Source organism: Pseudescherichia sp. (assembly GCF_031998825.1).
Taxonomy (GTDB): domain Bacteria; phylum Pseudomonadota; class Gammaproteobacteria; order Enterobacterales; family Enterobacteriaceae; genus Pseudescherichia.
In genome coordinates, this window is the sequence record NZ_DAMACX010000004.1 from 87,421 (window position 1) to 112,448 (window position 25,028).

A 25,028-nucleotide genomic window follows, 5' to 3' on the forward strand; every position below is an offset into this window, starting at 1 on the left:
GCGGATTATTGCTACTGCTGCTGGTTGCAGGCGTGCTCAGCTTGCTGATCGGGGCCAAACCGCTGCCCCTCTCCGTTGTAATGGATGCCCTCTCCGGCACCTGCCAAAGCGCCGACTGCACGATCGTGCTTGATGCCCGCCTGCCGCGCACCCTGGCCGGGCTGCTGGTCGGCGGCGCGCTGGGTCTCGCCGGGGCGCTGATGCAGACCCTGACCCGTAACCCTCTTGCCGATCCCGGCCTGCTTGGCGTTAACGCCGGAGCAAGCTTTGCTATTGTGCTCGGCGCGGCGCTGCTGGGCATCTCCTCCCCCGGCGAGCAGCTAGGGCTGGCCTTCTGCGGTGCGCTGGCGGCCTCGCTGGTAGTCGCCTTTACCGGCAGCGCGGGCGGCGGACAGCTGAGTCCGGTGCGCCTCACGCTGGCGGGCGTTGCGCTGGCGGCGGTGCTGGAGGGTCTCTCCAGCGGGATCTCCCTGCTTAACCCGGACGTCTACGACCAGCTGCGCTTCTGGCAGGCGGGCTCCCTCGACGTGCGTACCTTACAGACGCTACGTATCGTGCTGATCCCAGTGCTGGTGGCCGGGGCGATTGCACTCCTGCTTAGCCGGGCGCTGAACAGCCTGAGCCTCGGGAGTGACACCGCCACCGCCCTCGGCAGCAGGGTAGCCCGCACTCAACTGCTGGGCCTGCTGGCTATCACCGTTCTGTGTGCCAGCGCCACCGCCGTCTCGGGTCCCATCGCCTTTATTGGCCTGATGATGCCGCATATGGCGCGCTGGCTGGTGGGGGCCGATCACCGCTGGTCTCTGCCGGTGACCCTTCTCGCCACCCCTGCCCTGCTGCTGTTTGCCGATATCATTGGCAGGCTGATCGTGCCGGGCGAGCTGCGGGTGTCGGTGGTCAGCGCCTTTATCGGTGCGCCGGTATTGATCTTTCTGGTACGTCGCCACCGTCGGGGAGGTGCAATGTGATCGCCCCCTCTCGCCGTTTACTCTTTAGCGTTTTCCTGCTGGCCTGCGCCAGCGTAATAGTGGCCCTGTGGAGCCTGTGCAGCGGCACGGTGCCGCTCTCTCCCGACCAGGTGCTGGCTGCCTTCACCGGCGATGCGCCACGCGGCGTTGCGCTGGTGGTTAACGAGTGGCGACTGCCCCGGGTGCTGATGGCGATCCTCGTCGGCGGCGCGCTGGGGGTCAGCGGGGCCATCTTTCAGTCGCTGATGCGTAACCCGCTGGGCAGCCCTGACGTAATGGGCTTTAACACCGGGGCCTGGAGCGGCGTGCTGGTAGCAATGGTGCTGTACGGTCAGGATCTCACGGCTATCGCCTTTGCAGCGATGGCCGGGGGGATCCTCACCTCGCTGATCGTATGGGCCCTGGCCTGGCGCAACGGCATTGAGACCTTTCGCCTGATTATTATCGGCATCGGCGTTCGAGCGATGCTGATCGCCTTCAATACCTGGCTGCTGATTAAGGCCTCGCTGGAGACCGCCCTCACCGCCGGGCTGTGGAACGCCGGCTCGCTCAACGGCCTGACCTGGGCTAAAACCTGGCCCTCCGCACCGATCCTGCTGCTGATGTTTGTCTGCGCCGCGCTGCTGGTGAAACGGATGCGCCTGCTGGAGATGGGGGACGACAGCGCCTGCGCGCTGGGCGTCAGCGTCGAGCGCTCCCGGCTGATGCTGATGCTGGTAGCCGTGGTGCTGACCGCGGCGGCGACCGCCCTCGCCGGACCGATCTCCTTTGTGGCGCTGGTTGCGCCGCACATCGCCCGACGCATTAGCGGCACGGCGCGCTGGGGCCTGACCCAGGCGGCGCTCTGCGGCGCGCTGCTGCTGCTGGCCGCCGATCTCTGCGCCCAGCAGCTGTTTATTCCCTATCAGCTTCCGGTCGGCGTGGTTACCGTAAGCCTGGGCGGTATCTACCTTATCGTCCTGTTAATCAAGGAGTCCCGCAAAAGATGATCGATTCTACAACCCGTCTGCGCGGGGACCGGTTAACGCTCGGCTACGGTAAAAAGGTGGTGGCGGACAATCTCTCCGTCGCCATTCCCGACGGCCACTTTACCGCCATTATTGGCCCCAACGGCTGCGGAAAATCAACCCTGCTGCGCACCCTGAGCCGCCTGATGACGCCTACCCAAGGGCACGTTTACCTGGACGGCGAGCAGATCCAGCGCTTCAACAGCAAAGAAGTGGCGCGGCGCATCGGCCTGCTGGCGCAGAACGCCACTACACCGGGAGATATTACGGTGCAGGAGCTGGTCTCTCGAGGCCGCTATCCGCACCAGCCGCTGTTTACCCGCTGGCGACAGGAGGACGATCGCGCCGTACAGCGGGCAATGGAGGCCACCGGCGTGGCGGATCTCGCCTTGCAAAGCGTGGATACCCTCTCCGGCGGCCAACGCCAGCGGGCGTGGATAGCGATGGTGCTGGCGCAGGAGACGGCGATTATGCTGCTGGATGAGCCGACCACCTGGCTGGATATCAGCTATCAGATTGACGTGCTGGAATTGCTAAGCGAGCTGAACCGCGAGCAGGGCTATACCCTGGCGGCGGTGCTGCACGATCTGAACCAGGCCTGCCGCTATGCCACCCATCTGATTGCCCTGCGGGACGGAAAGATTGTGGCTGAGGGTGCACCGAAGGAGATTGTAACGGCAGAGCTGATTGAGGCGGTTTACGGGTTGCGCTGTATGATTATCGACGATCCGGTGGCGCATACGCCGCTGGTGGTGCCGCTGGGCAGAACGTGACCAGCCGATTTTAACGCTGGGTGGCGCTGACGCTGACCCGGCCTACCTAACCCGTAGGCCCGTGCAAGCGCAGCGCCGCCGGGCATTTATGCTGACTCCAGCACCATCTCCGGAGCAACCGGTGGTAAAGTGCGCGCCAGCATGGCGTTGCGCAGCAGAACAATACCACAGGCAACGATAATACCGACTAATCCCATCAGAATGGTAATTACCGCTTTGCCCTGACCATCTTTCTTCATCGGCAGCGACGGTGAGAGCTGATATTTGAACGGTGAGAATTCAATGTCTTTTACGTTCAGCTTCTGCAGCTGCTCGACATGATATTCACGGTTACGCAGGTCGGCGTTAAGATCGGCAATATCCTTCAGCGATTTTTCAATGCGCAGTTTTTCCTGGATACCGTCTGCGCCCAGCGTAATAGAGAAGTCCGGATCGTCATTCACAACCTGGCCGTTGCTATATACCGGTTTTTTAATGCCCGCAGCGTTGGCGACTTCCAGCGAGTAATTAAGACGCTGGATTTTTGTATCACGCTGGTTAGTCAGACGAACGCGATCGAGATTGAGCTTCTCCTGCTCGAAGCGCGTTTTTAACGCCAGCGTATTACGGATATTATCCGTGGTCTCGTTGACCACTCTCGCCGCGACATAGTCGATATAGCCTTCCAGAACCTCTTTCGCATCGTCAGCCGTTGATGCAGTAAAGCCAAGCGTCCAGGAGGTAAAGGGGGCTTCAACGGGGCTTTTTGGCGACGCATTATCAACGATCTTCACTTTTTCTGTCAGACGGACGACCGCGCGCTGAAATTCTAGCGAATCGGGAGTGAGATCGGGGTAATGGGACTTCATGTAGGATGAGTTGCGGAAATACTCTTCCTGCAACGACTGCGAACTAAAAGTCTTTATGAACTGGTTAAAAACATCAGCCTGGTTGACCGGTGCCTCTACGTCCAGTACCTGAAGCTCCATCAAAACCCGCTGCAGAGCGTGCCACTGCGTCTGTTCTGCTGGGGTAATGACCGCTTCGCTGGTCCATTTCTGCGGCAGTACAAACGAAATTAGCAGACCAATCACAGCAAATGCTGCGGCTATAGCGATAATTTGTTTTTTAGCTGTCCACAGAACATCAATAAGCGTAAGTAAATCAATTTCTTGAGTGCGATGAGGTTCGACAGGATAGTGGCGGAGTTGCACTTCATTATCCTGTTTAATTTCTAACGATGACATCTATAAACTCTACCCTGATTTGCTACGAAAGCATTATTTACATCTTCCCTCTATGATAATACTAAATGAGATTAATCTGAACCAAGATTTGGATTTGTTGGTCACGCCCACTATATATAGTAGGCGTGACTGGCTATTAATTAAGCAGCCCTGCAACCAGGGGTCCAATAGCCGTAAATACCGCTGGTGAAATGATATCTACGTGGGCGCAGTCCTGGCGATATACCTCCAGCTCCTTCACCCAGGGCAACCAGACCCGCTGCGGATCCATCCCGGCTGGCAGCGTGCGCTCGGCGACAAACAGCGTCGCTTTGCCATCAAACGGCATACTGTGGGCGGTGGTCAGCAGCCGAACCGCGTCGCCATAGTTGCCTTCGATAGCATTAAACAGTTCGCCGGACGCCTGACCCTGCTGGGCGGCGAGAAACGCCTCCCGCTCGCGGTTAATCTCCGCCAGCACCTCGGGATCGAGACCGTTAGCCTCTTTCTCTGCCCAGTTCTGCGTTTCCGGGGGCCAGGTATCCAGCAGCCCAAGGAAGGCCACCGCTTCGCCGCGCTGGCGCAGCCGGGCGGCAATCCCCTGCGCCAGCGTGCCGCCGAGGGAGTAGCCAAACAGGTAGTAAGGTCCGTGCGGCTGCTGGGCGAGCAGCGTTTGCAGGTGTGCCTCACACACGTCATCCAGCGAAGCAGCGGTAGCCATCGGCCCGCCCGGGCGCGGCGACTGAATACCGATGATTGACCAGCGCGGATTGAGATAGCGCGCCAGCACGCTAAACTGCCAGGCAAAACCAGAGGCCGGATGGAAGCAGAACAGCGTCGGGCCATCGCCCTCGCGCAGGGGCAGGATTGTTTCGTAGCCAAGATTTTGCAGTCGCCCGTCCTGCGCATCGCTCTCCAGCAGGGCGGCAAGTTTCTCTACGCTTGAGGCGACCATCACCTGCCCCGGCGTCACCTGACGATTAAATGTCTGGCTAAGCCGCGCCGCCAGCCGCATGGCCAGCAGCGAGTGGCCGCCGAGGGCAAAGAAGTCGGCGCTGACGTCATTTACTTCACAGGCCAGCAGCTCGGTAAACAGCTGCGCCACCGCTATCTCCGTGTTCGTCTCCGGGGCACGTCCGCCCGATGCAGCCGCAGGCGTTGGTAGCGGCAGCGCTTTCCTGTCCAGCTTGCCATTAGCGCTGAGCGGTAGCTCGCTGAGCTGGACCAGTGCGGCGGGCACCATATGTGGCGGCAGCTGTGCTTTTAGCTGTTCAATCAGGGCGGACGTCTCCAGCGGCTGCCCCGAGGCCGACACCAGGTAGCCCACCAGTTGGCGTGCGTCGCCGCCAACTGCCGCCGCCTGGTTAAGCACACAGGCATGGGTAACCGCCTGCGCCACGTCCGGCAGCGTCTGCATGACGCAGTCGATCTCGCCCAGCTCGATACGCTGGCCGCGAATTTTGAGCTGATCGTCGCTACGGCCAAGGTACTCCACCGCACCGTTTTCCAGCCAGCGGGCCACGTCGCCGGTGCGGTACATCCGTTCGCCAGCGGCAAAGGGATCGGCAATAAAGCGGCTGGCGGTCAGGTCGGGACGCCCCAGATAGCCCTGCGCCAGCTGGATGCCGGTCAGGTAGAGATCGCCCGCCACGCCCGGCGGCAGAGGCTGCATCATGCTGTCCAGAATACGCAGGCCGGTGTTCCAGACCGGATAGCCGATCGGCACGCTGGGGCCGGTGACCCCGGCCAGCGCCTCGCCATAAGCCGGATATCCGCTGACGTCGACCGCCGCTTCCGTCGGGCCATAGAGATTATGCAGCGGCGCACCGGTTAGGCTTTCCCACTCGCGGCAGAGATCCGTTGGCAGCGCTTCACCGCTGCAAAAGACGTTGCGCAGCGTGCGGCAGCTCTCCCACGCCGTCTCCGGGGACAGGGAAGCCACAAACGCCGCCAGCATTGAGGGAACAAAGTGCGTAGTGGTCACCCCGTAGCGGGCAAAAAAGAGCTGTAACGCCTGAGGATCGCGGTGCGCCTCCGGCTCCGCCATCACCAGCTTCGCCCCGGCGATAAAGGGCCAGAAGAACTCCCACACCGAGACATCAAAGCTGCACGGCGTCTTTTGTGCCACCACATCCTGCGCCCCAAGTGGATAGCTCGCCTGCATCCACAGCAGGCGGTTGACGATGGCCGTCTGCCCCACCATCACCCCTTTCGGGCGGCCCGTCGAGCCGGAGGTAAAGATGATATAGGCGGTATGCTCTGGCGTTGAGAGCGTCAACGCGGGTACGTTGGTCACCGGCAGCGGCGCGCTGTAGCAGAGATGGGCGAGCTGCGGGATAGCGCTAAACCGCGCCAGCTGATCCTCAGCGGTGATCAGCAGCCGCGGCTGGGCATCCTCCAGCATCATATGCAGGCGGTCATCCGGGTAACCGGTATCCAGCGGCAGCCAGGCGGCTCCAGCCTCGACAATCGCATGCAGGGCCAGGGTGAGGAAGACCGAACGCGGCAGCGCCACGGCGACGCTGTCCCCAGGCTGAACGCCGCGCTGGCGTAACACCTGCGCCAGGGCGATGACCTGCTCGCGCATTTCGCGGTAGCTGAACTGCCAGCGGGCATCGGCCAGCGCCGGAGCGTCAGGCGTTTTTTCACTCTGGGCCGCGACAAGGGCGCTGAGGGTAGTGGCCGGCAGGCTTACTGCGGTATCGTTGATGCGGTCAATCCTCTCCTGCTCCACAGGCAGGATCAGGGCCGCCTCACCGCAGCGCAAGGCTGGGTTATCGGCAAACTGGCGCAGCAGCGCATCCAGCCTGGCGGCATGAGCGGTTAGCGAGGCTTCATCATAGCGCTGGCGATTGGCGAGGATCTCCACGGCAAGACCGCCCTTCTCGTCTGGAATGAGCGCGATCTCCAGGTCGTTAACCGGCCCGGTCGCCAGGGTATGGGTCGTGCCCGCCGCTCCATCAATATCCAGCTGGTAGTCAAACATCTTCACGTTGAATACCGGGCCAAACAAGGCGCGATCGCCTGCTCCCTGCCCGCTGTCGCGCACAATCTGCTCAGCGTCATAGCGCTGATGGCGGCGCATCTTTTTTAGCCGGGCGGCAAGCTTCTGCGCCAGCGCGGCGAGGGTCTCCGCCGGGTCGACGTTCACCGCCAGCGGCAGGACGTTGAGCACCGGGCCGGTGGCGCAGAGAGCGGCGGATCCCATCCGGCGCATAAAGATAAATCCGGCGGCATAGTCCATACGTCCGCACAGGCGGGCCAGCCAGAGAGAGACCAGCGCGAGGGCAAGATCCGCTGGCTGGCAACTGCCGTTCTGTGCCGCAAGTCGGGAAAACGCCTGGCCGTCGAGAGTCAGCTTCAGGCGCAAAATATCAGCGGTAGAGGCGCGTCCCGGCAGCGGGCTGGCGGAGAGCGACACCGGCGGCGGCAGGCTCTGGCTTATCTCACGCCAGTAAGCCGCGTCCCGGCCATACGCCTCGCTGTCGCGGTAGCGCTGGTACTCCTCTACCACGTCGGCGAAGGGGGTAAAAGGCGATGCCGGTGCCGGTTCGCCGCGCCGCCATGCGCTATAGATGGCGGCGATATGTCGGGTAATGGCGGGGAAGCTGAAGCCATCTACCAGCAGGTGATGATAACGCTGATACCAGTACCAGCGGCGATCCCCGAGGCGCAGCAGCGCATGGTGGCATAGCGGCTTACCGCCGTCGACGCGCAGGTTCTGATCCAGATCGCCCTGCATAATGGCCAGCGCCGCCGCGTGGGAATCGGCGCTGGCGCGCAGATCGTGAAGAGTGGGCTGCGCCAGCGGCATGGATTCATCAATCCACTGGAATACCTCGCCGTTATCCTCGACAAAGCGGCTGCGCAGGGTATCGGCATGGCTCATGCCAGTGAGGATAGCCTCACCGAGCAGGGCTTCATCCAGCTCGCTGTCGTCAATGACAATATAGTGCGCTACGCTCCAGGCGTTAGGCAGCGTGGAGAGCGTTTCCGCCATCCAGATCCCGGTCTGGGCCGCCACCAGCGGTAGACGTTTCGACATGCGTTGCTCCTTAACGTGTATAGTGCGCAGGGGTTAAGTTCTGCCACTGTTCCGCAAGCCAGAGGTGGCACGCTGCCTGCGGCTGGGGCTCGGCAACGATGTGCCAGCCCTGCGGCAGCGCACACTGCTGTGGCCACAGGCTGTAGCACTGCTGCGCGTTTTGCAGAATGTAAAACTGCCCCTCTGGATCGTCGAAGGGATTACTGAACTCCATACCACACTCCTGTCGTGGAAAAAGGCGCTATCGCCCGGCATCAATGAGCGGCTGCCAGAGCGTCATCAGCCCTGCAGTCAGCCCGCCGCGCCAGCAGAGCGCGTCGTGTCCGCCGTCGGTCGGACGCCAGAAAAGCGCCGCTGTCGTCGGCTGCAATAGAGAGTAAAGCGTCTGGTTAACGCCAAAGATGAGCGGTTCACGCGCCCCCGCCTCCAGCACGATGCGCAGGTTTTGCGGCTGAAGGCTGCCGGTTTTTAGCTGCTCGATAACTACCCCATCCTGCTGCGCACCGCGATGCGGCCACCAGTAGGAGCCGGACTGGCTCAGCACGCAGCCAAAGCGCTCCGGCCAGTTCAGCCCGGCATAGAGCGAGGCCAGACCGCCAAAGCTCTGCCCGGCCACCACCGTGCGTGACGCCTCATCGCTGAACGGGGCCATGGCCTTAACCTGCGGCAGCAGCTCTTCCTGTAACGCCTGCCAGAAGTCTGGGTTACAGGGCAGCTCGCGTTCGCGCTGGGTGTTATCGATTGAGTCGACCAGCAGATAGACCGCAGGCGGCAGTTTGCCCTCCCGGGTAAGCGCGGCAAGAGCGGGCCAAATGGGCATGCTCTGCGCCCAGAACTTGCCGTCAAGCAGCACCGCCAGCGGACGCTCGGTAGCGTTTTCTTCCCCGGTGGTGTAGATCCAGACCCGGCGTTTATTGCCCAGCCGGTCGCTGCGCCAGTGGATGCAGGCCGGTGGCGTAAAGGGCGTATCCTGTGGGGCGTGCCAGCCCGGCTGCTCCGGCGCGTCGGGCATCTCCAGGGCCGAAACCGCATGGCCGCGCCCACCCCGCCACGACAGCGGATTGAGCGGATCGGCCACGGCGTGGGCCAGCAGCCTGCGCCAGCCTTCGCGCAGGGCCACGCGATCCGGCACGTCGCCAGTGAATGCCGACTCGGCAAAATCCTGCTCATTTTCGGAAGGGATCAGGCAGTAGCTGCCGCGCCAGCTTGCGTTAAGCGAGGTTTGCCAGAACCAGACGTCGGTTCCGGGGATGCGGCTCAGGGACTGTGGTCTGGACCGTTGATGATGATCGGTGACGCCGGTGATGTAGATCCACACATGTCGTATGGCAGAAGTGGTTTCAGTCCCCGCCGGATCGCGCCACCAGAAGGTGACCCGGCAGATCTCATCACTCTCACGATACCACTCAGGCCCCTTTTTGGCCTCCCACCAGGCATCGCTGCCCGTTGCTCGCGTCGTCACCTAATTAACCCCGTACTGATTGCGGCATTTTTTCAAATGTAAGAAAAATTATCGATAATATTATTGATAACTATTTGCATTTGCAATAGCGTATTGGCGCGCTGTGGGAAGCGCGTCTTTCACATAATCATGCCATTTGCCGCGTGCGTTCAGGGAACCGGGACGTGTAGAGGCCTTCTGGCGACGAAAACAGGTAATGCAATGAATAACAAGATTACGTCCCTGGCCTTACTGGTCAATTTGGGCATTTACGGGGTAGCGCTACCGCTTCATGCAGAGGAGTCCCCCGCCGGGGACGACACTATCGTTGTTACCGCCGCCGAGCAGAATTTGCAGGCTCCCGGCGTCTCTACCATCACCGCCGATGAGATCCGCAAAAATCCACCTGCTCGCGACGTCTCTGAAATTATTCGCACCATGCCGGGCGTTAACCTTACCGGGAACTCTACCAGCGGCCAGCGCGGCAACAGCCGTCAGATCGATATCCGCGGCATGGGCCCGGAAAATACGCTGATCCTGATCGACGGCAAGCCAGTCACCAGCCGTAACTCGGTGCGCCTGGGCTGGCGCGGCGAGCGTGACACCCGGGGTGACACCAGCTGGGTACCGCCGGAGATGATCGAGCGCATCGAGGTGATCCGCGGCCCGGCGGCGGCACGCTACGGCAACGGTGCTGCGGGCGGCGTGGTTAATATCATCACCAAGAAATCCAACAGCGAGTGGCACGGGGCGTGGGACACCTACCTCAACGCGCCGGAGCATAAGTCGGAAGGCTCAACCAAGCGCACCAACTTCAACCTGACCGGCCCGCTGGGGGGCGATTTCAGCTTCCGTCTCTACGGTAACCTGGAGAAGACCCAGGCCGACGCCTGGGATATCAACAAAGGCCATGAATCTGAACGTACCGGCAGCTACGCGGGCACCATGCCAGCCGGGCGTGAAGGGGTGACCAACAAAGATGTCAACGGTCAGCTGCGCTGGGATTTTGCTCCCATGAACTCGCTGGAGCTGGAGGCGGGCTATAGCCGCCAGGGGAACCTCTACGCGGGCGATACCCAGAATACCAACACTAACGCGCTGGTGAAAAAGAATTACGGCAAAGAGACCAACCGTCTCTATCGCCAGAACTACTCCCTGACCTGGAACGGCGGCTGGGATAACGGCGTCACCACCAACACCTATGCGCAGTACGAGCACACCCGCAACACGCGCAATAACGAAGGCCTGGCAGGCGGTACGGAAGGGATCTTCTCCGACGAGAACTTCTCGAATATCGATCTTGCCGACGTGCTGCTGCATAGCGAGGTTAACCTGCCGCTGGATCTGTTGGTAAACCAGACCCTGACGCTGGGCACCGAGTGGAACCAGCAGCGCATGAAGGATCTGGCCTCTAACACCCAGTCGCTGACCGAAGGCGGCACCATTGCCGGGGTGGATCCCACCAACCGTAGCCCCTACTCCCAGGCAGAGATCTTCTCGCTGTTTGCGGAGAACAACATGGAGCTGACCGACAGCACCATGCTGACGCCAGCGCTGCGCTTCGATCACCACACCATTGTTGGCAATAACTGGAGCCCGTCTCTGAACCTCTCTCAGGGGCTGACGGACGACATTACCCTGAAAATGGGTATCGCCCGCGCCTATAAAGCGCCAAGCCTCTATCAGACCAACCCGAACTACATCCTCTACAGCCGCGGCCAGGGCTGCTACGCCAGCGCCGGCGCCTGCTATCTGATGGGGAATGACGATCTGAAAGCAGAGACCAGCATCAATAAAGAGGTAGGGCTGGAGTTCAAACGCGACGGCTGGCTGGCGGGGGTGACCTGGTTCCGCAACGACTATCGCGACAAGATCGAAGCGGGCTACGCGCCGATTGGCCAGGCGTCTAAAGCGACCACGGATATTTACCAGTGGGAGAACGTGCCAAAAGCGGTTGTCGAGGGGCTGGAAGGGACGCTCAACGTGCCGGTGACCGAGACGGTTAACTGGACCAACAACCTGACCTACATGCTGCAAAGCAAGAACAAAACCACCGGCGATCGTCTCTCTATTATTCCGGAGTATACGCTGAACTCGACGCTGAGCTGGCAGATCCGCCAGGACCTCTCAGTGCAGTCCACCTTCACCTGGTACGGCAAGCAGCAGCCGAAGATCTATAACTACAAAGGCAACCGCGCGACGGGCAGCGAAACCGATGAGGTGAGCCCGTACAGCATCGTTGGCCTGAGCGGCACCTGGGATGCCACCAAAAACGTCAGCCTGACGGCAGGCGTGGATAACGTCTTTGACAAACGCCAGTGGCGCGCGGGTAACGCCCAGACCACCGGTAATGATACGACGAAATCCTATATGTACGGCGCAGGCGCAGCGACCTATAACGAGCCGGGCCGTACCTGGTTCATGAGCGTGAATACGCACTTCTAATCAAAAGCGGTATGACGTTATGCGCCTCTTCGCAATGAGGAGGCGCGATACCGCGTCTCTCTTTATTATCCCACCCTCGTATAAAAGACACGATAATTTACAATTTAAGAAAACTCTTAGATTGCTCTGTTATTCAAGTTTGGCTACATTGTCCTTTTTTGGACAATTTATACAGATCACGTTTTAGACTTTAAAAAAATAATTACTAATAAGATACTGGTATTCTTAGCATTATTAAACACAGTACGAAATGTTACGATATGTTATGAAGTTGATAAAAAAAGTATCAATCACAGCAAATATTTATTAATGCTAATCTTTTCTATCTCTACTCAAAAAAAAATAGACTATGTATATTCTCTTAAATAAGTGGCGGCTCGATCCATCACTAAACGCGTTGGTTCACACCGAAACGGGTGAGATTCAGCGCCTGGGCGAATTTCATTACATTCTGCTTGAAACGCTGGTCACCCACGCTGGCGAGGTGTTGTCACGTAACTATCTGATCAATGCGGTATGGAAAAACCGGGTAGTAGGCAATAATAGCCTGCCGACGGCTATCTATGCCTTACGCGCAGCGCTGGGTGACGACGGTCGCCTACAGGAGATCATAAAAACGGTGCCGAAGAAAGGCTATGTTTTTAATAGAGATTTTATTATCTACCTTGACAAACCCGCTATAACAGAAGAGATGGAGAACAAGGATAGCGACGCACCCTCGTCGGAGTTATCCCATGCACCGCCCGAGAGAAGCAGGCGGTCTGGGAGTAAGTTTAATAAACTTTTTATTATATCTATCATCGTTATCCCCATAATATATTTATTAATTAAAAATTATTCATCTCTTACGGGTCGCCATCAAAACGTAACCCCCTCTGTCGTTCACAGCGGGTTGATTTTAAAAGATGAGACCAGTAAGGACTATCCACGCATCAGAATTTACCACCTGCACGCGGGTAATGACCCGGGCCATGCGGCACAGCTGGTAAAGCATATGCCTGATGCGCTGCGGTCTATTAATCAAATGTTACAGGCACAGCGGATGAATGCGGTTTTTTATTACAGCGAATCGATTCCTAAGCTATCGGTAAGTTTTATTGTTCAGGATAATTGCCATCACCAATATCAATTAATGATGGGCATTCAAAATTGGCAGAGTGGCATACAAAATTTGAACTCTGTTGTTTATCAAGCAGCTGAGAAAACTATTAATGAAATACCCGTATGTCAATAGCGCTTTTTTGCGTTTAATATTCACACTGTCAATGATTTACTGCCCACTGTCAGCCATTGCCGCCATCGTGCGAACGGAGGTCATATTTTATGATTTAACGACCGCAGACCAGCGTGGCTACACAGTCGGCATGATCCCGACGCCTGGCGGCGCACAGGTTACGCTGCATCGTAATGACGATAAGTTCTCCTTATCAACGGAAGTTGCCACCTGCTTCGATATCCGAGCCTCCGCTGGACCAGAGGGGTATCTGTGGCTGAAAAAGAGAGATACCCAGCATTCCGATCCGGCTCTTTTATCCTTTCTGAACTTTACGCAGGATAATCGGCTGCGTGTGGCGATGAAGCCCCTGGCGAATGCGCAATCTCTTCTGCTGGATAAAGACAGCCTCACCGTGCTGGTGGTCGATCCCACCATGATGACGCTGGGCACAGCGGGCTGCCAGCGCTAGCCGAGCAGGTTTTGCACCGTCAGCGCCGGAAGATTGGCCTGGCCATTCACGGCCTGAGCCAGGGTGTCGTAGTGGTGGCAGGCCCAGGCCAGGGTCTGCCCCAGCGCCGCCGAGGCACTCTCCGCGCTTTGCGCTTCAGGAAAACGCGCCATGACATCCATACGCTGGCGCGCTTTCTCCTGGGCCGATGCCAGTAGCTGACGCTGTTCCCCTACCTGGTTAAGCACGCTCTGCACCATGCCCTGAAGACCGTCACGCTGTCCCGTTGCCAGCGCGGCGCCTAATGCTTCGGCAGGTGCAGAGGTGGCCTGAAGGCCAGGCCGTCGGGCATGTTCCCCTTTGGCATCAGCGATTGTGAAAGAGCGCTGCATCTGCGGCCAGCCAGCTTCACCGACAGCAAATGTCCACTTCCCCTCGCTAATGCGCGGCATAACGCCCGTTCGCTGCAGGGCGTTCTTTATCTGCATAAGCGGATTAAGCGCATCGTTCGGATTAGCCAGCGACACGACAGCCAGACGTCGCCCCCGCCCCGCCTCAACGCTGAACATCAGCGATACCGGCTCTCTATCGCCGTTGAGTAGTTCTGCCAGCTCCGGTGCATGAAACGTCACCTGCGCCTCCCCCTGCAGTACCGGCAGCAGCTGCCGGTCCACCCGACCGGCAGAGAGTTGAACCCGATTAGTCAGCAGATCCGCCAGCGCTGCACTGTCCGCTCCACGCTGCCCGCCGCCGGATGATGCATAGCGCTGGTTCAGCAGCGCGTTCTCCAGCCGGGAGAGATAGCTGTCGGCCTGCTGGAGAACAGTTAGCTGATCGTTGAGCTGAACGCTATAGCGCTGTGGCCGGAGGGCGATTAGCGGCGAGGCGGGATACTCTTCCCGCTCTGTACGCTTTAGACTCGGCTGAACCTGCGCCCGATCCCTTATCTGTGACGGAGAGAGCTCGCTGCCTGAAGGGCGTGTCGTTGTCTGTAAACCAACCTGCATGGTCATTCCACTGATGTCTATTAAATGGCGTTAAACAGCGAGAGATCGCTGACTTTAGCGTAGGTTTTCATCGTCGCCTCCATCGCCAGCTGCAGGCCGGTAAAGGTCACCGTGGCCGGGCCGTAGTCCAGATCGCCAAGCTGGCCGATTAGCACGCTGTTGGTGTCGGCCACGCTGGTCTGCGCATCGCTTAACATCGTCAGGGTATTCTGCCGTTCGCCAAGGCTGGCAATGGCGCTGTTAAGCGATTCCGACGCTGCGTCGAGCGTGTCAATGGCGCGGGTGATATCGCTCTGCACCTGCGGGTCTGCCGGATCGACATTAGGATCCTGTAGCTCTGTCGCCAGATCGCCCAGGGTGTTAAACACGTTCAGATCTGCGCCAAACATGTCGCTTACCGTCACGTTAGTCTCCATCTCAACGCCGCTGGCGACGGTCGCCTTACGGTGTTCGCCATTACCCTGATAAACGTACTCGTCCGGCTCGCCGTCGCCGTCGGTGTCGTCGTAGCTAACGGGGGGCGTATCGTTTTTGGTGCCGCCAAAGATATAGTGGCCCTGCCCATCCTGATAGTTTAAAGAGGCCATCATCGACTGCGTCAGTGAGGCTATCTCCTGACCGAGGCTTGCCAGCGTCTCCGGGGTGGTCGTGCCGTTCGCTGCCTGAAGCAGGTCGTCGCGAATGGCCAGCATGCTGTTATTGATGCCGTCAAGAATGCTCTCCTGCTGGCTCAGGGTGGCCGAGACCGCATTGATATTGCTCTGATACTGCTCGATAGCAGACTGCTGGCTGTTAAGCTGATTGATACGGGTGGCGGCGATAGGATCGTCCGAGGGCAGGATCACCCGCTGGCCGGTAGCCATCTGGGTAATCACGTGCTCCAGCTTGCCGGAAAGCTCGGTAAAGCCATTAGTCATCGAGATATAAGATTGTTGGGTGCTTACGCGCATAGAAGATGAGTCCCCGCTGGATTAAAACATCGCCAGCACGGAGTCGAAAATCTCCGCGCCGGTTGAGATGACTTTTAGATTGGCCTGGTAGACCTGGGTATAGGTGATGAGATTAACCGCCTCTTCGTCCATGCTGACGCCGCTCACGCTGCTCCGCTGGTTCTGCGCTTCGCTGTAGACATTGCTTGCTGCCTCGGCCTCCGTCTGGTTCTGACGGCTGTAGATGCCAATGTTGCTGATGATGCTGGTACAGGCGCTGCCAACGGTAACCGTACCGAGGTTAGCAATCGTCAGCGGCTGGCTGGAAATGTTAATCAACGCCTGTAAATTATCGCCGTTGCCAGAAGCATCGGGATCGCTGGAGAAAGCCAGCTCATCAGCGGTGATATCAGGGTTAACCCTTAACGGACCGTCCGGGCTATCCGCGTCGTAGATAAAGAGCGGTGCGCCCGGATTGCCGTTGAGATCGTATCCTGCCGCCAGCTGGTCGTTAACCGCGACGGTAAACTGCTGCGCAATGCTGTTAATGGTTTCAGTGAGCGGATCCAGCACGTCGTGCTGATAGTCAAAGAGTGCTCCCAGCGATCCGCCGGTCTCCATCGTCATGCCGTAGGTTGTTCCAGCAAAGGTCAGCGTCAGGCTCTGACTTCCGTCGTCACCGCTCTCCAGCTGAATGGTGGCGCTCTCCTGCCCGCTTACCAGCGGCTGGCCATTTTGTAGCGTAATGTTGTAGTTACCCCTGTCGTCGATATTGACCTGGATATCCAGCATGCCGCTGAGCTGCTCTACCATCTGGTCACGGGCGTCGTACAGCGCCGAGGCGTTGTCACCGTTCGCTTCGGCCTCAGCGATCTGCTGGTTATAGCCCGCAATGCCGGCGGTCAGGGTATTGATCTGCGAAATGGTCGCCTGCTCCTGGCTGACCATCTCGCTGCCCTGGGAGGCTATATAGCTACTGGTGTTATTAAAGCGCAGCGCCAGCGCGTTCGCTTCGCTCAATACCTGCTCACGCAGGGCAGGATCGTCCGGCGTGGTAGAGGCCGCGTTCAGCGCCGCAAAAAAGTTATCAAACCCGGCGCTGAGGCTGCTGTTATCATCGCTCAGTACGGTCTCCAGCTGCGTCAAATACTGCTGCTGGGTGGTGTAGTAGCCATAGTCGCTGGCGGCAAACCATACCTGATTAACCAGGTACTGATTCGATACCCGGCAGATGCTATCAACCTGCACGCCGTTGCCCGCGCTGTTCAGCGCCCCTGGGCTTGCTCCCATCGTGCTGGTCTGTGCGACCTGCCGCGTATAGCCAGGCGTCATGGCATTGGCCGTATTCTGTGCGGTAACGTTAAGCTGCACCTGAGCTGCCGATGCGCCGCTGTAGCCAATGTTGATCATATCCATATTTCAATTCTCTTTGCCGGGTTGCATAGATCCATAAAGCGGCACGGCAGGCCGCTTTCTTAAACCGTTGCCGCTAATCATGATGCGCCGAAAGCTGTTTAACGATCAGCTCCGCAATGCCCATGCTCTGCTGTTTCACCAGGCGGTCACAGAGCGCATCGTCATATAAACCCTGCATCATGCGCCCGGCATCGCTGCTAAGGGGGTTATCTTTAGAGTCAAATAGCGCATTCACCTTACGCATCTCCTTGAGCATCTGCCGCATAAAGATGGCCTCAAATTGCTGGGCGGCCTGGCGAAGGTGATTCTCACGCACGCCAGCCGCATCCGCGATCTCATCGGCGCTCGGCTGAAGATGGGTTAAGGCATTAAGGGCATCCATTAGATCACCTCCAGGTCAGCATCCAGCGCGCCGGCCTCGTGTAGCGCCTGGAGGATCGACATCACGTCGTCCGGCGAGGCGCCAAGGCTGTTCAGTACGTCCACCAGCGTCTTCAGGCTGGTAGAGTCCGGCAGCATGACCATCTGCGCGTGAGGCGTGTTCACATTGATGTTGCTTTGCGGCGTCACCGCCGTGCGGCCACCAGCCAGCGCATTAGGCTGGCTGACGCTGCTGCTCTCGGTAATCGAGACCGTCAGGCTGCCGTGGGATACCGCCGCAGCGTGCACCTTTACACCCTCGCCCATCACCACCGTACCGGTACGGGCGTTGAAGACGACTCGGGCGCGCACGCGCTCTGGTGTGATCTGCACATCCTGCAGCTGCGACATAAAGGCCACCCGCGCGCCGGGGCTGGTCGGGGCTGTTACCTCTACGCTGGTAGCGCTCTTTGCCGTCGCCAGTCCGCCGCCGAAGGTGCCGTTGATGGCGTTGGCGATGCTGTTGGCATCCTTGAAGCCGGGGCGCTTCAGGTTGAGCATCACCGTGTTGCCCATGTCAAAATCGCTGGGGATCGCGCGTTCAACCGAGGCACCGTTGGGGATCAGCCCGGCGGTAGGCGTATTGACCGTCACGCTGGAGCCGCTGGCCCCACTGGCGCTCATGCCGCCAACCACCACGCTGCCCTGTGCCAGGGCGTAGATCTCCCCATCCGCGCCGTGCAGCTGGGTCAGCAGCAGCGTGCCCCCGCGCAGGCTCTTCGCATCGCCAATAGAGGAGACCGTGACGTCAATGGTCTGTCCGCGGGCGTACATCGGCGGCAAGGTGGCGCTGACCGCCACGGCGGCGACGTTTTTCACCTTGGGATCGATCTTACTCGGCAGCTGTACGCCAAACTGGCGCAGCATATTGGTGATGGTCTGGTTAGTAAATTTGACCTGATTTTTATCGCCGGTGCCGTCGAGACCGACCACCAGGCTATAGCCGATCAGCTGGTTACCGCGGACACCCTGAATATCCACCAGCGATGACAGCGGTTGTGCCCGCCCTGGCTGCGAGCAGATCAGCAGCAAAAGCGTGACGATAAGGGCGCATCCTGAAAAAAAGCGCATAACAACTCCAGAGTTAAAGCGGAAACAGCGGATGGTTAAAGAGCCGGGTCAGCCAGCCTGCCGCGTTGGCATCGCTGAGCGCGCCGCGCCCGGCATAGGAAATACGGGCGTTACCGATGCGCTGGGAGGAGACCGTGTTGTCGTTGCCGATATCGTCGGCACGTACCAGCCCGCTAAGACGCAGGTACTCATCGCCCTGATTCAGGGTCAGCCACTTCTCGCCGCGGATCTCCATCACGCCGTTGGGCAGCACCTGATGAACGGAGACGGTGATTGACCCATGCAGGCTGTTCTGCTGCTGGGAGCTGGCGTTACCGTCGAAGTCCCGCGAGGCTTCGGCAGAGCTGGCCAGCTTGTCTTTGGTTTTGCCAAACAGCGTAGGCACGCCAACGTCGAGACTGCTCTCCTTGCCGAAGTTGGTTTTGGCCTGCTTGCTGGACTGGGTCGACTCTTCGAGGATCACCGTCAGAATGTCCCCCACCCGGTAAGCACGCCGATCGGCAGTTAATGACCAGCTGTAGCCGGTCTCAAACACGCCCCCGGCCCGCCCCTCCGGAGTCGGCTGGGCCTCCATTTTTGGCGGCGCATAGGCCTGATCGTCCTTTTTGACCAGCAGCGCCGGGGATTCACACCCCGCCAGCCAGGGCACCAGCGCCATTAACCACAGATATCGTTTCACGGGTGTTCTCATTACAAATTCTGGTTGATGTACTGCAGCATCTCGTCGGCGGCAGAGACCATCTTGGCGTTCATCTCATAGGCGCGCTGGACGGTGATCATCGCCACCATCTCGTTGACGATGTCGACGTTGGAGCCTTCGAGCGCGCCGCCTTTCAGCGTGCCTAACGCATCCTCACCCGGCGTCCCCTCCGTGGGCTGGCCGCTGGCCGCCGTTTCGAGATAGAGGTTATCCCCCTCCGCCAGCAGACCCGCCGGGTTAGTAAAGTTAACCAGGGTGATCTGCCCAAGCTCGGTGGGATCGCTGTCGCCCGGCATCGTGGCCATCACCGTGCCGTCTTCACCGATGGTGATATTGGTGGCGTTGGCGGGAACGTCAATCTCCGGCTGCAGCGGCAGCCCCTGGGCGTTGGTCAACACGCCGTCGGCGTTAACCTGCAGATTGCCGTCGCGGCTATAGGCGATGTCGCCGTTGGTCTTCTGTACCTGGAAAAAACCCTGCCCCATGATGGCAACGTTGAGCGGGTTGTCGGTGGTCTCGATATTGCCTTCGGTAAAGGTTTTCTGCGTTCCCACGATGCGCACGCCGCTGCCGTACTGAATACCGGTGGGCGCAATGTTGTTCTGATCCAGCATCGCGCCAGGAGCGCGCTGGTTCTGGTAGAAGAGATCCTGAAACATCACCCGGTCACGCTTGAAGCCGTTGGTATTGACGTTGGCGATGTTGTTGGCGATAGCGCTCATCTCGGCATCTTCTGCCGAGAGGCCGGTCTTACTGATCCATAGTGCTGCGTTCATGAAAGATTATCCTTAATAACGACGATCAGGCGCCACGGAGCAGACGGTTACCCGCCTCGCTGAGATCCTGGGCCGCCTTCATCATTTTGATTTGGGCTTCAAACTGACGATTAAGCGAAATAGAGGCCAGCATCTCAGAGACCGCCGTAACGTTGCTGCCCTCCAGATAGCCGCCGCTGACGTTAACGTTCTCGTCCGGCTGCGCGTTGCTGCCGTCTGCCGTGACGATCATCCCCTGGGCATTTTTAGCCAGATTCTCTGGTGGAATGGTCACCAGCTTCAGGCGATCGATATCCATGGTGGCGGTAACGTCGCCATCGTCCGGCGTAATCGACAGCGTGCCGTCACGACCAAAAGAGGCAATGGCGTTGGGCGGCAGCACGATGGGACCGTTATCCCCCAGCACCGGATAGCCGTTAATGGTCAGCTGACCCGCGTCGTTCTGCACCATATTGCCGTTGCGGGTGTAGACTTCACGGCCGTCGCTAGCCTGTACGGCGATATAGCCCTCTCCCTGGATCGCCACGTCCAGCGGCCGGCCGGTCTTCTCTGCGGCGGCCGTGCTGGCATCAACGCCGCTGGCGCGCTGCTGGGCCATAAAGCGAGTGGCAAATCCCTCCCCCTGAATCGGCTCCCCCTGCGACAACGCCATGTCGCCACGAAAACCGCTGGTGTTGACGTTCGCCAGGTTATTGGCTGCGATCTGCTGCGCCATCAGGGTATGGCTGGCCCCGCTGAGAGCAGTAAAAAGTAAACGATCCACTGTTGTGCCTCTCTCCGTTACATCGCCTGGAACAGCGCCTGGTCCAGCTCGCTACTGGCCAAGATCACCTTGGTGTTGGCCTGGTAGTTACGCTGCGCGGTCATCAGATCCACCAGCTCGCTGGTAATGTCGACGTTGGAGCTTTCCAGCATCCCCGTGGAGAGCGCGCCGAAGGTACCGCTGCCGGGCGCGCCCATCAGCGGCGTGCCGGATTCGCCGGTCTCCACCCACGCGGTGCCGCTGACGGCCAGCAGGCCGTTCTCGTCCGGGAAGGTAGCCAGCACCACCTGCCCCTGCAGCATCCGCTCGCCGTTGCTGTAGGTCGCATACACCTTGCCGTCGCCGTCCACCTGAACGCCGTTTTGCTGGGCGGAGGCGTAGCCGTCGGCAACGTTGGTGCTGACGGAAAAGTCAGAGCCGTACTGGGTACAGGCGGCGTAGTCGAAGGTCATCTCGATGGGGGCCGCACCGGGTACGCTAAAGGTCATCGGCACCGCCGCGCCAGGGTTCACCAGCTGGCCCTGCTCGTCGAAGGTCAGTGCCGTAGTGTCAGGCTGCGCTGCGCCATCGAAGGTGTAGTGCACCTCCCAGCTGTTATCCGCCGTTTTAGTGAAGTATTGGCTGACCGCATGTTCATTACCCAGCGAGTCATACACCGTGGTGGTGTAGGTGCTGTTATACGATGCCGCGTTAGTGGGATCGAACGGCACCGCGACGGTATCAATAGTCGCATCAGCGGCGTTGAAGTTAGCGCTAAAGGTCAGGGAGCTTGTCGCCTGGGCCGGCAGCGATCCGGTCTTAATCTGCAGATCCGTCACCGTACCGGTTTGCAGCGCCCCATTTTCATCCACCGGATAACCCTGCAGATAGTCACCGGAGGCATTGACGATGTAGCCGTCCTTATCCGTGTTGAATGACCCGGCCCGCGTATAGGTGACGTTACCCGCGCTATCGTGAAGCACGAAGAAGCCATCGTCGTTAATCGCCATATCCAGCGCGTTCCCGGTTGAAACCATGGAGCCACCGCGCGAGATGCTTTGGGCCGTTCCGTCCACGCTCACCCCCATCGCCTGGGTACCCGCATACATGGCGGAGAACTCGGTCGTCATGGACTTGTAGCCCACCGTCCCGGCGTTAGCGATGTTATTACTGATGCCATCCAACTGTTCATTGACCGCGTTCAGGCCACTGGCTGCAATGCTGTAACTCATAACTTACTGTTCCTTTAAAATAGTCAAACGACATCCTGAGCAGGCGCATCATCCGGCACGCCAAACTGGCTGATCATGGTGAAGGGCACCTCCCCTACGCCGCTGACGTTGAGCAGCGGTGTGCCGCCATCTAGCGGAATACGCACGTCGGTCACAACGCCTGCTACCTCGACCGGCACCTCCTCTTCGCCGGTATCGGTGACCACCGACACGGAGTAGTCCCCAGGAGGAATGCCGTAGTCCGCGGGATCGATGCTAAAGCTCACCGCCCCCGGTCCAAACGAACTTCCCGTCAGCGGAATGTCGTAATCGTTTCCAGCCTCGTCAGTGATATGGATGTCAACGCGGGCACAGGCGTTATCGAGGTCAATGCGGCCCTGAATAGCGCCATCGTCAACCTCAAGGGTAGTGGTCTGAACCATGATCGGATCGCCCACCATCTTGCCCAGCGCCATTACCTGGAGGTTGCTCATCAGGATGGCGTTGGTGTTCATTTCCGTCGCCACCTCCTCCGCCATCGCCACCTGCGCCATAGAGGAGAGCTGGGTAACGTACTCGGTGGGATCGGTCGGGTCAGTGGGATCCTGGTTCTGGATCTCCGCCACCAGCAGGGTCAGAAACGTGTCGGCCATGGAGGTCGACGTGCTGGTCGTTGTGGATACTGTGCTGTCCGTTGCCGATCCGGTATAAGATGCATTCAGCGATACGGTGGAACTCATACGCTCTCTCCCAGCTTCAGCAGGCTCTGCTGCATGCTCTTCACGTTGTTCAGCACCTCAACGTCGGTCGCAAAGTTTTGCGAGGCTGACATCATGTCGGCCATCTGCTCGACCACGTTGACGTCCGGATACCAGACATAGCCATCCCGGTCGGCCAGCGGATGGTGCGGCTCATAGCGGCGCACGGCGCTACCGCTGTCCACCACGTCCTGCACGCGCACGCTGGCCCCGGTGAGGTCGTGATGCCCCGCCTGCACCAGGCTGTTGTGGTAGACCGAGGCAAAAACCGGGCTGCGTGCCTTGTAGGTTGCCGCCTCGCTCGGGGCGGGTGAGTCCGCGTTGGCCAGATTGCTGGCGACGGTGTTGAGCCGTACCGTCTGGGCAGTCATCGCCGAACCGGAGATCTGATAGATATCAGAAAATGACATGGTTATTTCCCTTCGATGGCCGTTCTCAGGCCGTTGATGGACATATTTAAAAAGGTCAGGCTGCTCTGGTAGTCGAGGCTGTTTTGTGAAAATCGCGTCTGTTCGCTATGTAGCTCTACCGTGTTGCCATCCTGAGTTGACTGCATCGGCAGGCGATACAGCACCTGTGTGTTATGTAGCCCGCTTCCTTGCGTTGCCCGTTGCATCTCGCGGGCGAAATCAATATCTTTGGCTTTGAAATTTGGCGTATCAACGTTTGCCAGATTGGCGGTAAGCAGCTCGGTCCTCGCAAGACGTAGCTTCACCGCCTGTGGGTGTACACCCAGTGCTTTCTGAAAACTGATCCCCATTGTGCGTAGCACTCCTTTCACATAACTGACGTGCGTGCCTGATAGGCAACAATCGTGCCAACTTTTAAGTTATTGAAAGGTTTAATATTATGTTTTCTCTCTTCGCTAAGCGGAAAGCCAACTTCCGCTTTATGGCCAGCCTCCTGCTTGCCACCCCCTTGCTTGTTACGGCTCACCCGGCCCTGTCCGCTGCTCGCCAGCAGATTAACGCCCAGGTTATCGAGGAGGCCGGCAAAGCTATTGCTGCTTTAGCGCAGCGTTCGGGGTGGCATGACTATCGCTACACCCTTAACGTGTTTATGCCCGGTAACGTTGCCGCTCTCCCCGCCTGCAGCCAGCCGCTGCGCATCAGCGGCGCGCCGCTCCAGCTGAAGAACCTTGCCCGGCAAAATTACCGGGTGGCATGCGACAGCGGAACGTCGTGGCAGAGTGCCGTCACCGTCAAGGCCGACGTCTACCTGTCGGTGGTAATGGCAGCCCGTGAGATTGCGCGCGGGGAGGTGATGCCCCCCGATGGGCTGGTGATGAAGAGGTATAACATCAGCAACCTACGCGGTGAGCCGTTGCTGAGCCGCGAGGCCACAACGGGGTTAACAGCGAAACGTACCCTGCGCCCGTGGAAACCGATACTGCGCACGCAGCTTGAGCAGCCGCTGCTAGTAAAGCGTGGCCAGGCGGTAACCATCATCTCCCAGACGGGTGAGATCCGCGCGCAGACCGCAGGCGTGGCGCTGAAAGATGGCCGTCAGCATGAAACTATCAAGGTACAAAATAGCAGCAGCGAACGGGTGATTGACGCCATCGTCGCAGGCCCAGGGCAGGTGAGCGTCGGGGCGCAATAATTTTTCACCGCGGCTTAATTTTTTACTTTTCGCTGCCGCTTTTCATACGTAATCGTTAAAAATGTCCTCTGATGAGAAACCTATGGCTATCACTACTCCTGGAATGACACCCGGACAGCTCTCCACCCGCGATGCGTCGTCGCGCTTGCCAATGCAGCCGGAGGTGGCAAAAGCGGAGGTGGCAACCACGCCCTCTCCCTGTGCCGACGATATTACCCAGCAGGGCCTACAGGCAGCCCAGCGTAGCCTGACGGATGATCCTGCCCCAGCCATCGATGTTGAAATGGTCAACCAGATGCAGACGCTGCTGGCGTCGCCGCAGTTTTCAATTGACGCCGACGCTCTGGCCTCCTCAATGCTGGAATTTTTCAAAACAAGGGGGGCGTAGTGAGCGTCAAACTTGAACAGGTTAAGCTGCTGCTGCGCGGGATCCGTACCGATAACGACAGCTATCGTCAGCTGCATACCCTGCTGAAGGAGCAGCGTTTATGCATGATACGCCGTGCCAGCGACGCGCTGCTCGCCGTCAACATGCAAATCGATCAACTCTATCCGGCTCTGAGCCTGAACGCCCGCGTCCGCCGGGAGACGCTGCTCTCGTTAGGCGTCACGGCGGATAGCGTCGGCATCGCGCAGGTCTTTAGCTGGCTGCCCACCATACAAAAAACGGCGGCCCGCCAGGCGTGGCGGCAGCTGGAGGAAAACATAGCGGCATGCAAGCGCTACAACGAGAAAAACGGCGAGCTACTGACCCGGCAGCAAGAGTTTATAGAGACGTTTTTGGGTCGCGAACCCCCTTTTATCTATCACCCCTAACCTGCCCTCTCCCTGGCGGAAAACACGCTTCC

The 25,028-nt window shown here is 59.1% G+C and carries 25 protein-coding genes; 9 read left to right on the forward strand and 16 right to left on the reverse strand.

The features are described from left to right. From fepD to fepC, 3 genes are all read left to right on the forward strand, one after another. Window positions 1–968 (forward strand): Fe(3+)-siderophore ABC transporter permease (gene fepD / locus RTP97_RS03155; RefSeq protein ID WP_312410798.1); only part of this gene is annotated, 968 nt, incomplete at its 5' end. Continuing rightward, window positions 965–1,957, forward strand: coding sequence for an iron-enterobactin ABC transporter permease (gene fepG / locus RTP97_RS03160; RefSeq protein ID WP_312410801.1), 993 nt, complete (start codon window positions 965–967; stop codon window positions 1,955–1,957). The genes fepD and fepG, both read left to right, overlap by 4 nt. Continuing rightward, a complete protein-coding gene (gene fepC / locus RTP97_RS03165) occupies window positions 1,954–2,748 on the forward strand; it encodes an iron-enterobactin ABC transporter ATP-binding protein (protein ID WP_312410804.1) in 795 nt (264 codons plus the stop codon). The genes fepG and fepC overlap by 4 nt, the downstream gene beginning before the upstream one ends. Before the next feature lie 86 nt (window positions 2,749–2,834). Here the strand turns inward: fepC and wzz(fepE) are convergent, their stop codons facing one another. The 4 genes from wzz(fepE) to fes form a co-directional block, all read right to left on the reverse strand. Next, window positions 2,835–3,974 (reverse strand): LPS O-antigen length regulator Wzz(fepE), encoded by a 1,140-nt coding sequence (wzz(fepE), locus tag RTP97_RS03170; RefSeq protein ID WP_312410810.1) that lies wholly within the window; start codon window positions 3,972–3,974, stop codon window positions 2,835–2,837. A 136-nt stretch (window positions 3,975–4,110) separates the two neighbouring features. Next, on the reverse strand, window positions 4,111–7,998 hold the full coding sequence (gene entF / locus RTP97_RS03175; RefSeq protein WP_312410813.1) for an enterobactin non-ribosomal peptide synthetase EntF: 3,888 nt from the start codon (window positions 7,996–7,998) through the stop codon (window positions 4,111–4,113). A 10-nt stretch (window positions 7,999–8,008) separates the two neighbouring features. After that, window positions 8,009–8,212 carry an MbtH family NRPS accessory protein gene (locus RTP97_RS03180; protein ID WP_312410816.1) on the reverse strand — a complete coding sequence of 68 codons (204 nt, stop codon included), beginning with the start codon at window positions 8,210–8,212 and terminating at the stop codon, window positions 8,009–8,011. Window positions 8,213–8,239: 27 nt separating this feature from the next. Further along, window positions 8,240–9,460 carry an enterochelin esterase gene (gene fes / locus RTP97_RS03185; RefSeq protein ID WP_312410819.1) on the reverse strand — a complete coding sequence of 407 codons (1,221 nt, stop codon included), beginning with the start codon at window positions 9,458–9,460 and terminating at the stop codon, window positions 8,240–8,242. Between the two features lie 201 nt (window positions 9,461–9,661). On the opposite strand from fes, the gene RTP97_RS03190 reads away from it, so the two are divergent. From RTP97_RS03190 to RTP97_RS03200, 3 genes are all read left to right on the forward strand, one after another. Next, window positions 9,662–11,884 carry a TonB-dependent siderophore receptor gene (locus tag RTP97_RS03190; protein ID WP_312410822.1) on the forward strand — a complete coding sequence of 741 codons (2,223 nt, stop codon included), beginning with the start codon at window positions 9,662–9,664 and terminating at the stop codon, window positions 11,882–11,884. A 349-nt stretch (window positions 11,885–12,233) separates the two neighbouring features. Further along, entirely contained in the window at window positions 12,234–13,118 is an 885-nt protein-coding gene (locus tag RTP97_RS03195) for a transcriptional regulator (protein ID WP_312410824.1), read from the forward strand. Between the two features lie 130 nt (window positions 13,119–13,248). Beyond that, entirely contained in the window at window positions 13,249–13,569 is a 321-nt protein-coding gene (locus tag RTP97_RS03200) for a hypothetical protein (RefSeq protein WP_312410826.1), read from the forward strand. Here the strand turns inward: RTP97_RS03200 and RTP97_RS03205 are convergent. From RTP97_RS03205 to RTP97_RS03260, 12 genes are all read right to left on the reverse strand, one after another. Beyond that, entirely contained in the window at window positions 13,566–14,555 is a 990-nt protein-coding gene (locus tag RTP97_RS03205) for a flagellar hook-associated protein (protein WP_312410828.1), read from the reverse strand. The two genes, RTP97_RS03200 and RTP97_RS03205, sit on opposite strands and share 4 nt — an antisense overlap. 20 nt (window positions 14,556–14,575) lie before the next feature. Next, window positions 14,576–15,505, reverse strand: coding sequence for a flagellar hook-associated protein FlgL (gene flgL / locus RTP97_RS03210; RefSeq protein WP_312410830.1), 930 nt, complete (start codon window positions 15,503–15,505; stop codon window positions 14,576–14,578). A 21-nt stretch (window positions 15,506–15,526) separates the two neighbouring features. Then, window positions 15,527–16,900 carry a flagellar hook-associated protein FlgK gene (gene flgK / locus RTP97_RS03215; RefSeq protein ID WP_312410832.1) on the reverse strand — a complete coding sequence of 458 codons (1,374 nt, stop codon included), beginning with the start codon at window positions 16,898–16,900 and terminating at the stop codon, window positions 15,527–15,529. A gap of 73 nt (window positions 16,901–16,973) precedes the next feature. Then, on the reverse strand, window positions 16,974–17,282 hold the full coding sequence (locus RTP97_RS03220; RefSeq protein ID WP_312410834.1) for a rod-binding protein: 309 nt from the start codon (window positions 17,280–17,282) through the stop codon (window positions 16,974–16,976). Next, complete coding sequence (locus RTP97_RS03225; protein WP_312410837.1) at window positions 17,282–18,391, reverse strand: flagellar basal body P-ring protein FlgI; 1,110 nt, start codon at window positions 18,389–18,391, stop codon at window positions 17,282–17,284. Before RTP97_RS03225 ends, RTP97_RS03220 begins: the two co-directional genes overlap by 1 nt. A gap of 13 nt (window positions 18,392–18,404) precedes the next feature. Further along, window positions 18,405–19,070 (reverse strand): flagellar basal body L-ring protein FlgH, encoded by a 666-nt coding sequence (flgH, locus tag RTP97_RS03230; RefSeq protein ID WP_312410840.1) that lies wholly within the window; start codon window positions 19,068–19,070, stop codon window positions 18,405–18,407. A gap of 11 nt (window positions 19,071–19,081) precedes the next feature. After that, complete coding sequence (flgG, locus tag RTP97_RS03235; RefSeq protein WP_312410843.1) at window positions 19,082–19,867, reverse strand: flagellar basal-body rod protein FlgG; 786 nt, start codon at window positions 19,865–19,867, stop codon at window positions 19,082–19,084. A gap of 25 nt (window positions 19,868–19,892) precedes the next feature. Then, window positions 19,893–20,630, reverse strand: a complete 738-nt coding sequence (locus tag RTP97_RS03240) for a flagellar basal body rod protein FlgF (RefSeq protein ID WP_312410846.1) — start codon at window positions 20,628–20,630, stop codon at window positions 19,893–19,895. Window positions 20,631–20,647: 17 nt separating this feature from the next. Further along, on the reverse strand, window positions 20,648–21,841 hold the full coding sequence (gene flgE, locus RTP97_RS03245) for a flagellar hook protein FlgE (RefSeq protein ID WP_312410849.1): 1,194 nt from the start codon (window positions 21,839–21,841) through the stop codon (window positions 20,648–20,650). 23 nt (window positions 21,842–21,864) lie between these two features. Next, complete coding sequence (locus RTP97_RS03250; RefSeq protein ID WP_312410853.1) at window positions 21,865–22,560, reverse strand: flagellar hook capping FlgD N-terminal domain-containing protein; 696 nt, start codon at window positions 22,558–22,560, stop codon at window positions 21,865–21,867. Next, window positions 22,557–22,988, reverse strand: coding sequence for a flagellar basal body rod protein FlgC (gene flgC / locus RTP97_RS03255; RefSeq protein WP_312410855.1), 432 nt, complete (start codon window positions 22,986–22,988; stop codon window positions 22,557–22,559). The genes RTP97_RS03250 and flgC overlap by 4 nt, the downstream gene beginning before the upstream one ends. Window positions 22,989–22,990: 2 nt before the next feature. Beyond that, window positions 22,991–23,338, reverse strand: coding sequence for a flagellar basal body protein (locus tag RTP97_RS03260; protein WP_312410857.1), 348 nt, complete (start codon window positions 23,336–23,338; stop codon window positions 22,991–22,993). Between the two features lie 89 nt (window positions 23,339–23,427). Between RTP97_RS03260 and flgA the strand changes: the two genes are divergently transcribed. From flgA to RTP97_RS03275, 3 genes are all read left to right on the forward strand, one after another. Then, window positions 23,428–24,180, forward strand: coding sequence for a flagellar basal body P-ring formation chaperone FlgA (gene flgA / locus RTP97_RS03265; protein WP_312410859.1), 753 nt, complete (start codon window positions 23,428–23,430; stop codon window positions 24,178–24,180). Between the two features lie 82 nt (window positions 24,181–24,262). Next, window positions 24,263–24,568, forward strand: coding sequence for a flagellar biosynthesis anti-sigma factor FlgM (locus RTP97_RS03270; protein WP_312410862.1), 306 nt, complete (start codon window positions 24,263–24,265; stop codon window positions 24,566–24,568). After that, window positions 24,568–24,996, forward strand: a complete 429-nt coding sequence (locus RTP97_RS03275; RefSeq protein WP_312410865.1) for a flagellar protein FlgN — start codon at window positions 24,568–24,570, stop codon at window positions 24,994–24,996. Before RTP97_RS03270 ends, RTP97_RS03275 begins: the two co-directional genes overlap by 1 nt. Window positions 24,997–25,028: the final 32 nt, after the last annotated feature.

What these genes read in the sequence shown, in the direction of transcription:
- fepC (WP_312410804.1), top strand. Translation starts at nt 1,954, where the DNA reads ATGATCGATTCTACAACCCGTCTGCGCGGGGACCGGTTAACGCTCGGC.
- entF (WP_312410813.1), bottom strand. Translation starts at nt 7,998, where the DNA reads ATGTCGAAACGTCTACCGCTGGTGGCGGCCCAGACCGGGATCTGGATG.
- RTP97_RS03180 (WP_312410816.1), bottom strand. Translation starts at nt 8,212, where the DNA reads ATGGAGTTCAGTAATCCCTTCGACGATCCAGAGGGGCAGTTTTACATT.
- RTP97_RS03190 (WP_312410822.1), top strand. Translation starts at nt 9,662, where the DNA reads ATGAATAACAAGATTACGTCCCTGGCCTTACTGGTCAATTTGGGCATT.
- RTP97_RS03195 (WP_312410824.1), top strand. Translation starts at nt 12,234, where the DNA reads ATGTATATTCTCTTAAATAAGTGGCGGCTCGATCCATCACTAAACGCG.
- RTP97_RS03200 (WP_312410826.1), top strand. Translation starts at nt 13,249, where the DNA reads ATGATCCCGACGCCTGGCGGCGCACAGGTTACGCTGCATCGTAATGAC.
- RTP97_RS03205 (WP_312410828.1), bottom strand. Translation starts at nt 14,555, where the DNA reads ATGCAGGTTGGTTTACAGACAACGACACGCCCTTCAGGCAGCGAGCTC.
- flgL (WP_312410830.1), bottom strand. Translation starts at nt 15,505, where the DNA reads ATGCGCGTAAGCACCCAACAATCTTATATCTCGATGACTAATGGCTTT.
- flgK (WP_312410832.1), bottom strand. Translation starts at nt 16,900, where the DNA reads ATGGATATGATCAACATTGGCTACAGCGGCGCATCGGCAGCTCAGGTG.
- RTP97_RS03220 (WP_312410834.1), bottom strand. Translation starts at nt 17,282, where the DNA reads ATGGATGCCCTTAATGCCTTAACCCATCTTCAGCCGAGCGCCGATGAG.
- RTP97_RS03225 (WP_312410837.1), bottom strand. Translation starts at nt 18,391, where the DNA reads ATGCGCTTTTTTTCAGGATGCGCCCTTATCGTCACGCTTTTGCTGCTG.
- flgG (WP_312410843.1), bottom strand. Translation starts at nt 19,867, where the DNA reads ATGAACGCAGCACTATGGATCAGTAAGACCGGCCTCTCGGCAGAAGAT.
- flgE (WP_312410849.1), bottom strand. Translation starts at nt 21,841, where the DNA reads ATGAGTTACAGCATTGCAGCCAGTGGCCTGAACGCGGTCAATGAACAG.
- RTP97_RS03250 (WP_312410853.1), bottom strand. Translation starts at nt 22,560, where the DNA reads ATGAGTTCCACCGTATCGCTGAATGCATCTTATACCGGATCGGCAACG.
- flgC (WP_312410855.1), bottom strand. Translation starts at nt 22,988, where the DNA reads ATGTCATTTTCTGATATCTATCAGATCTCCGGTTCGGCGATGACTGCC.
- RTP97_RS03260 (WP_312410857.1), bottom strand. Translation starts at nt 23,338, where the DNA reads ATGGGGATCAGTTTTCAGAAAGCACTGGGTGTACACCCACAGGCGGTG.
- flgA (WP_312410859.1), top strand. Translation starts at nt 23,428, where the DNA reads ATGTTTTCTCTCTTCGCTAAGCGGAAAGCCAACTTCCGCTTTATGGCC.
- RTP97_RS03270 (WP_312410862.1), top strand. Translation starts at nt 24,263, where the DNA reads ATGGCTATCACTACTCCTGGAATGACACCCGGACAGCTCTCCACCCGC.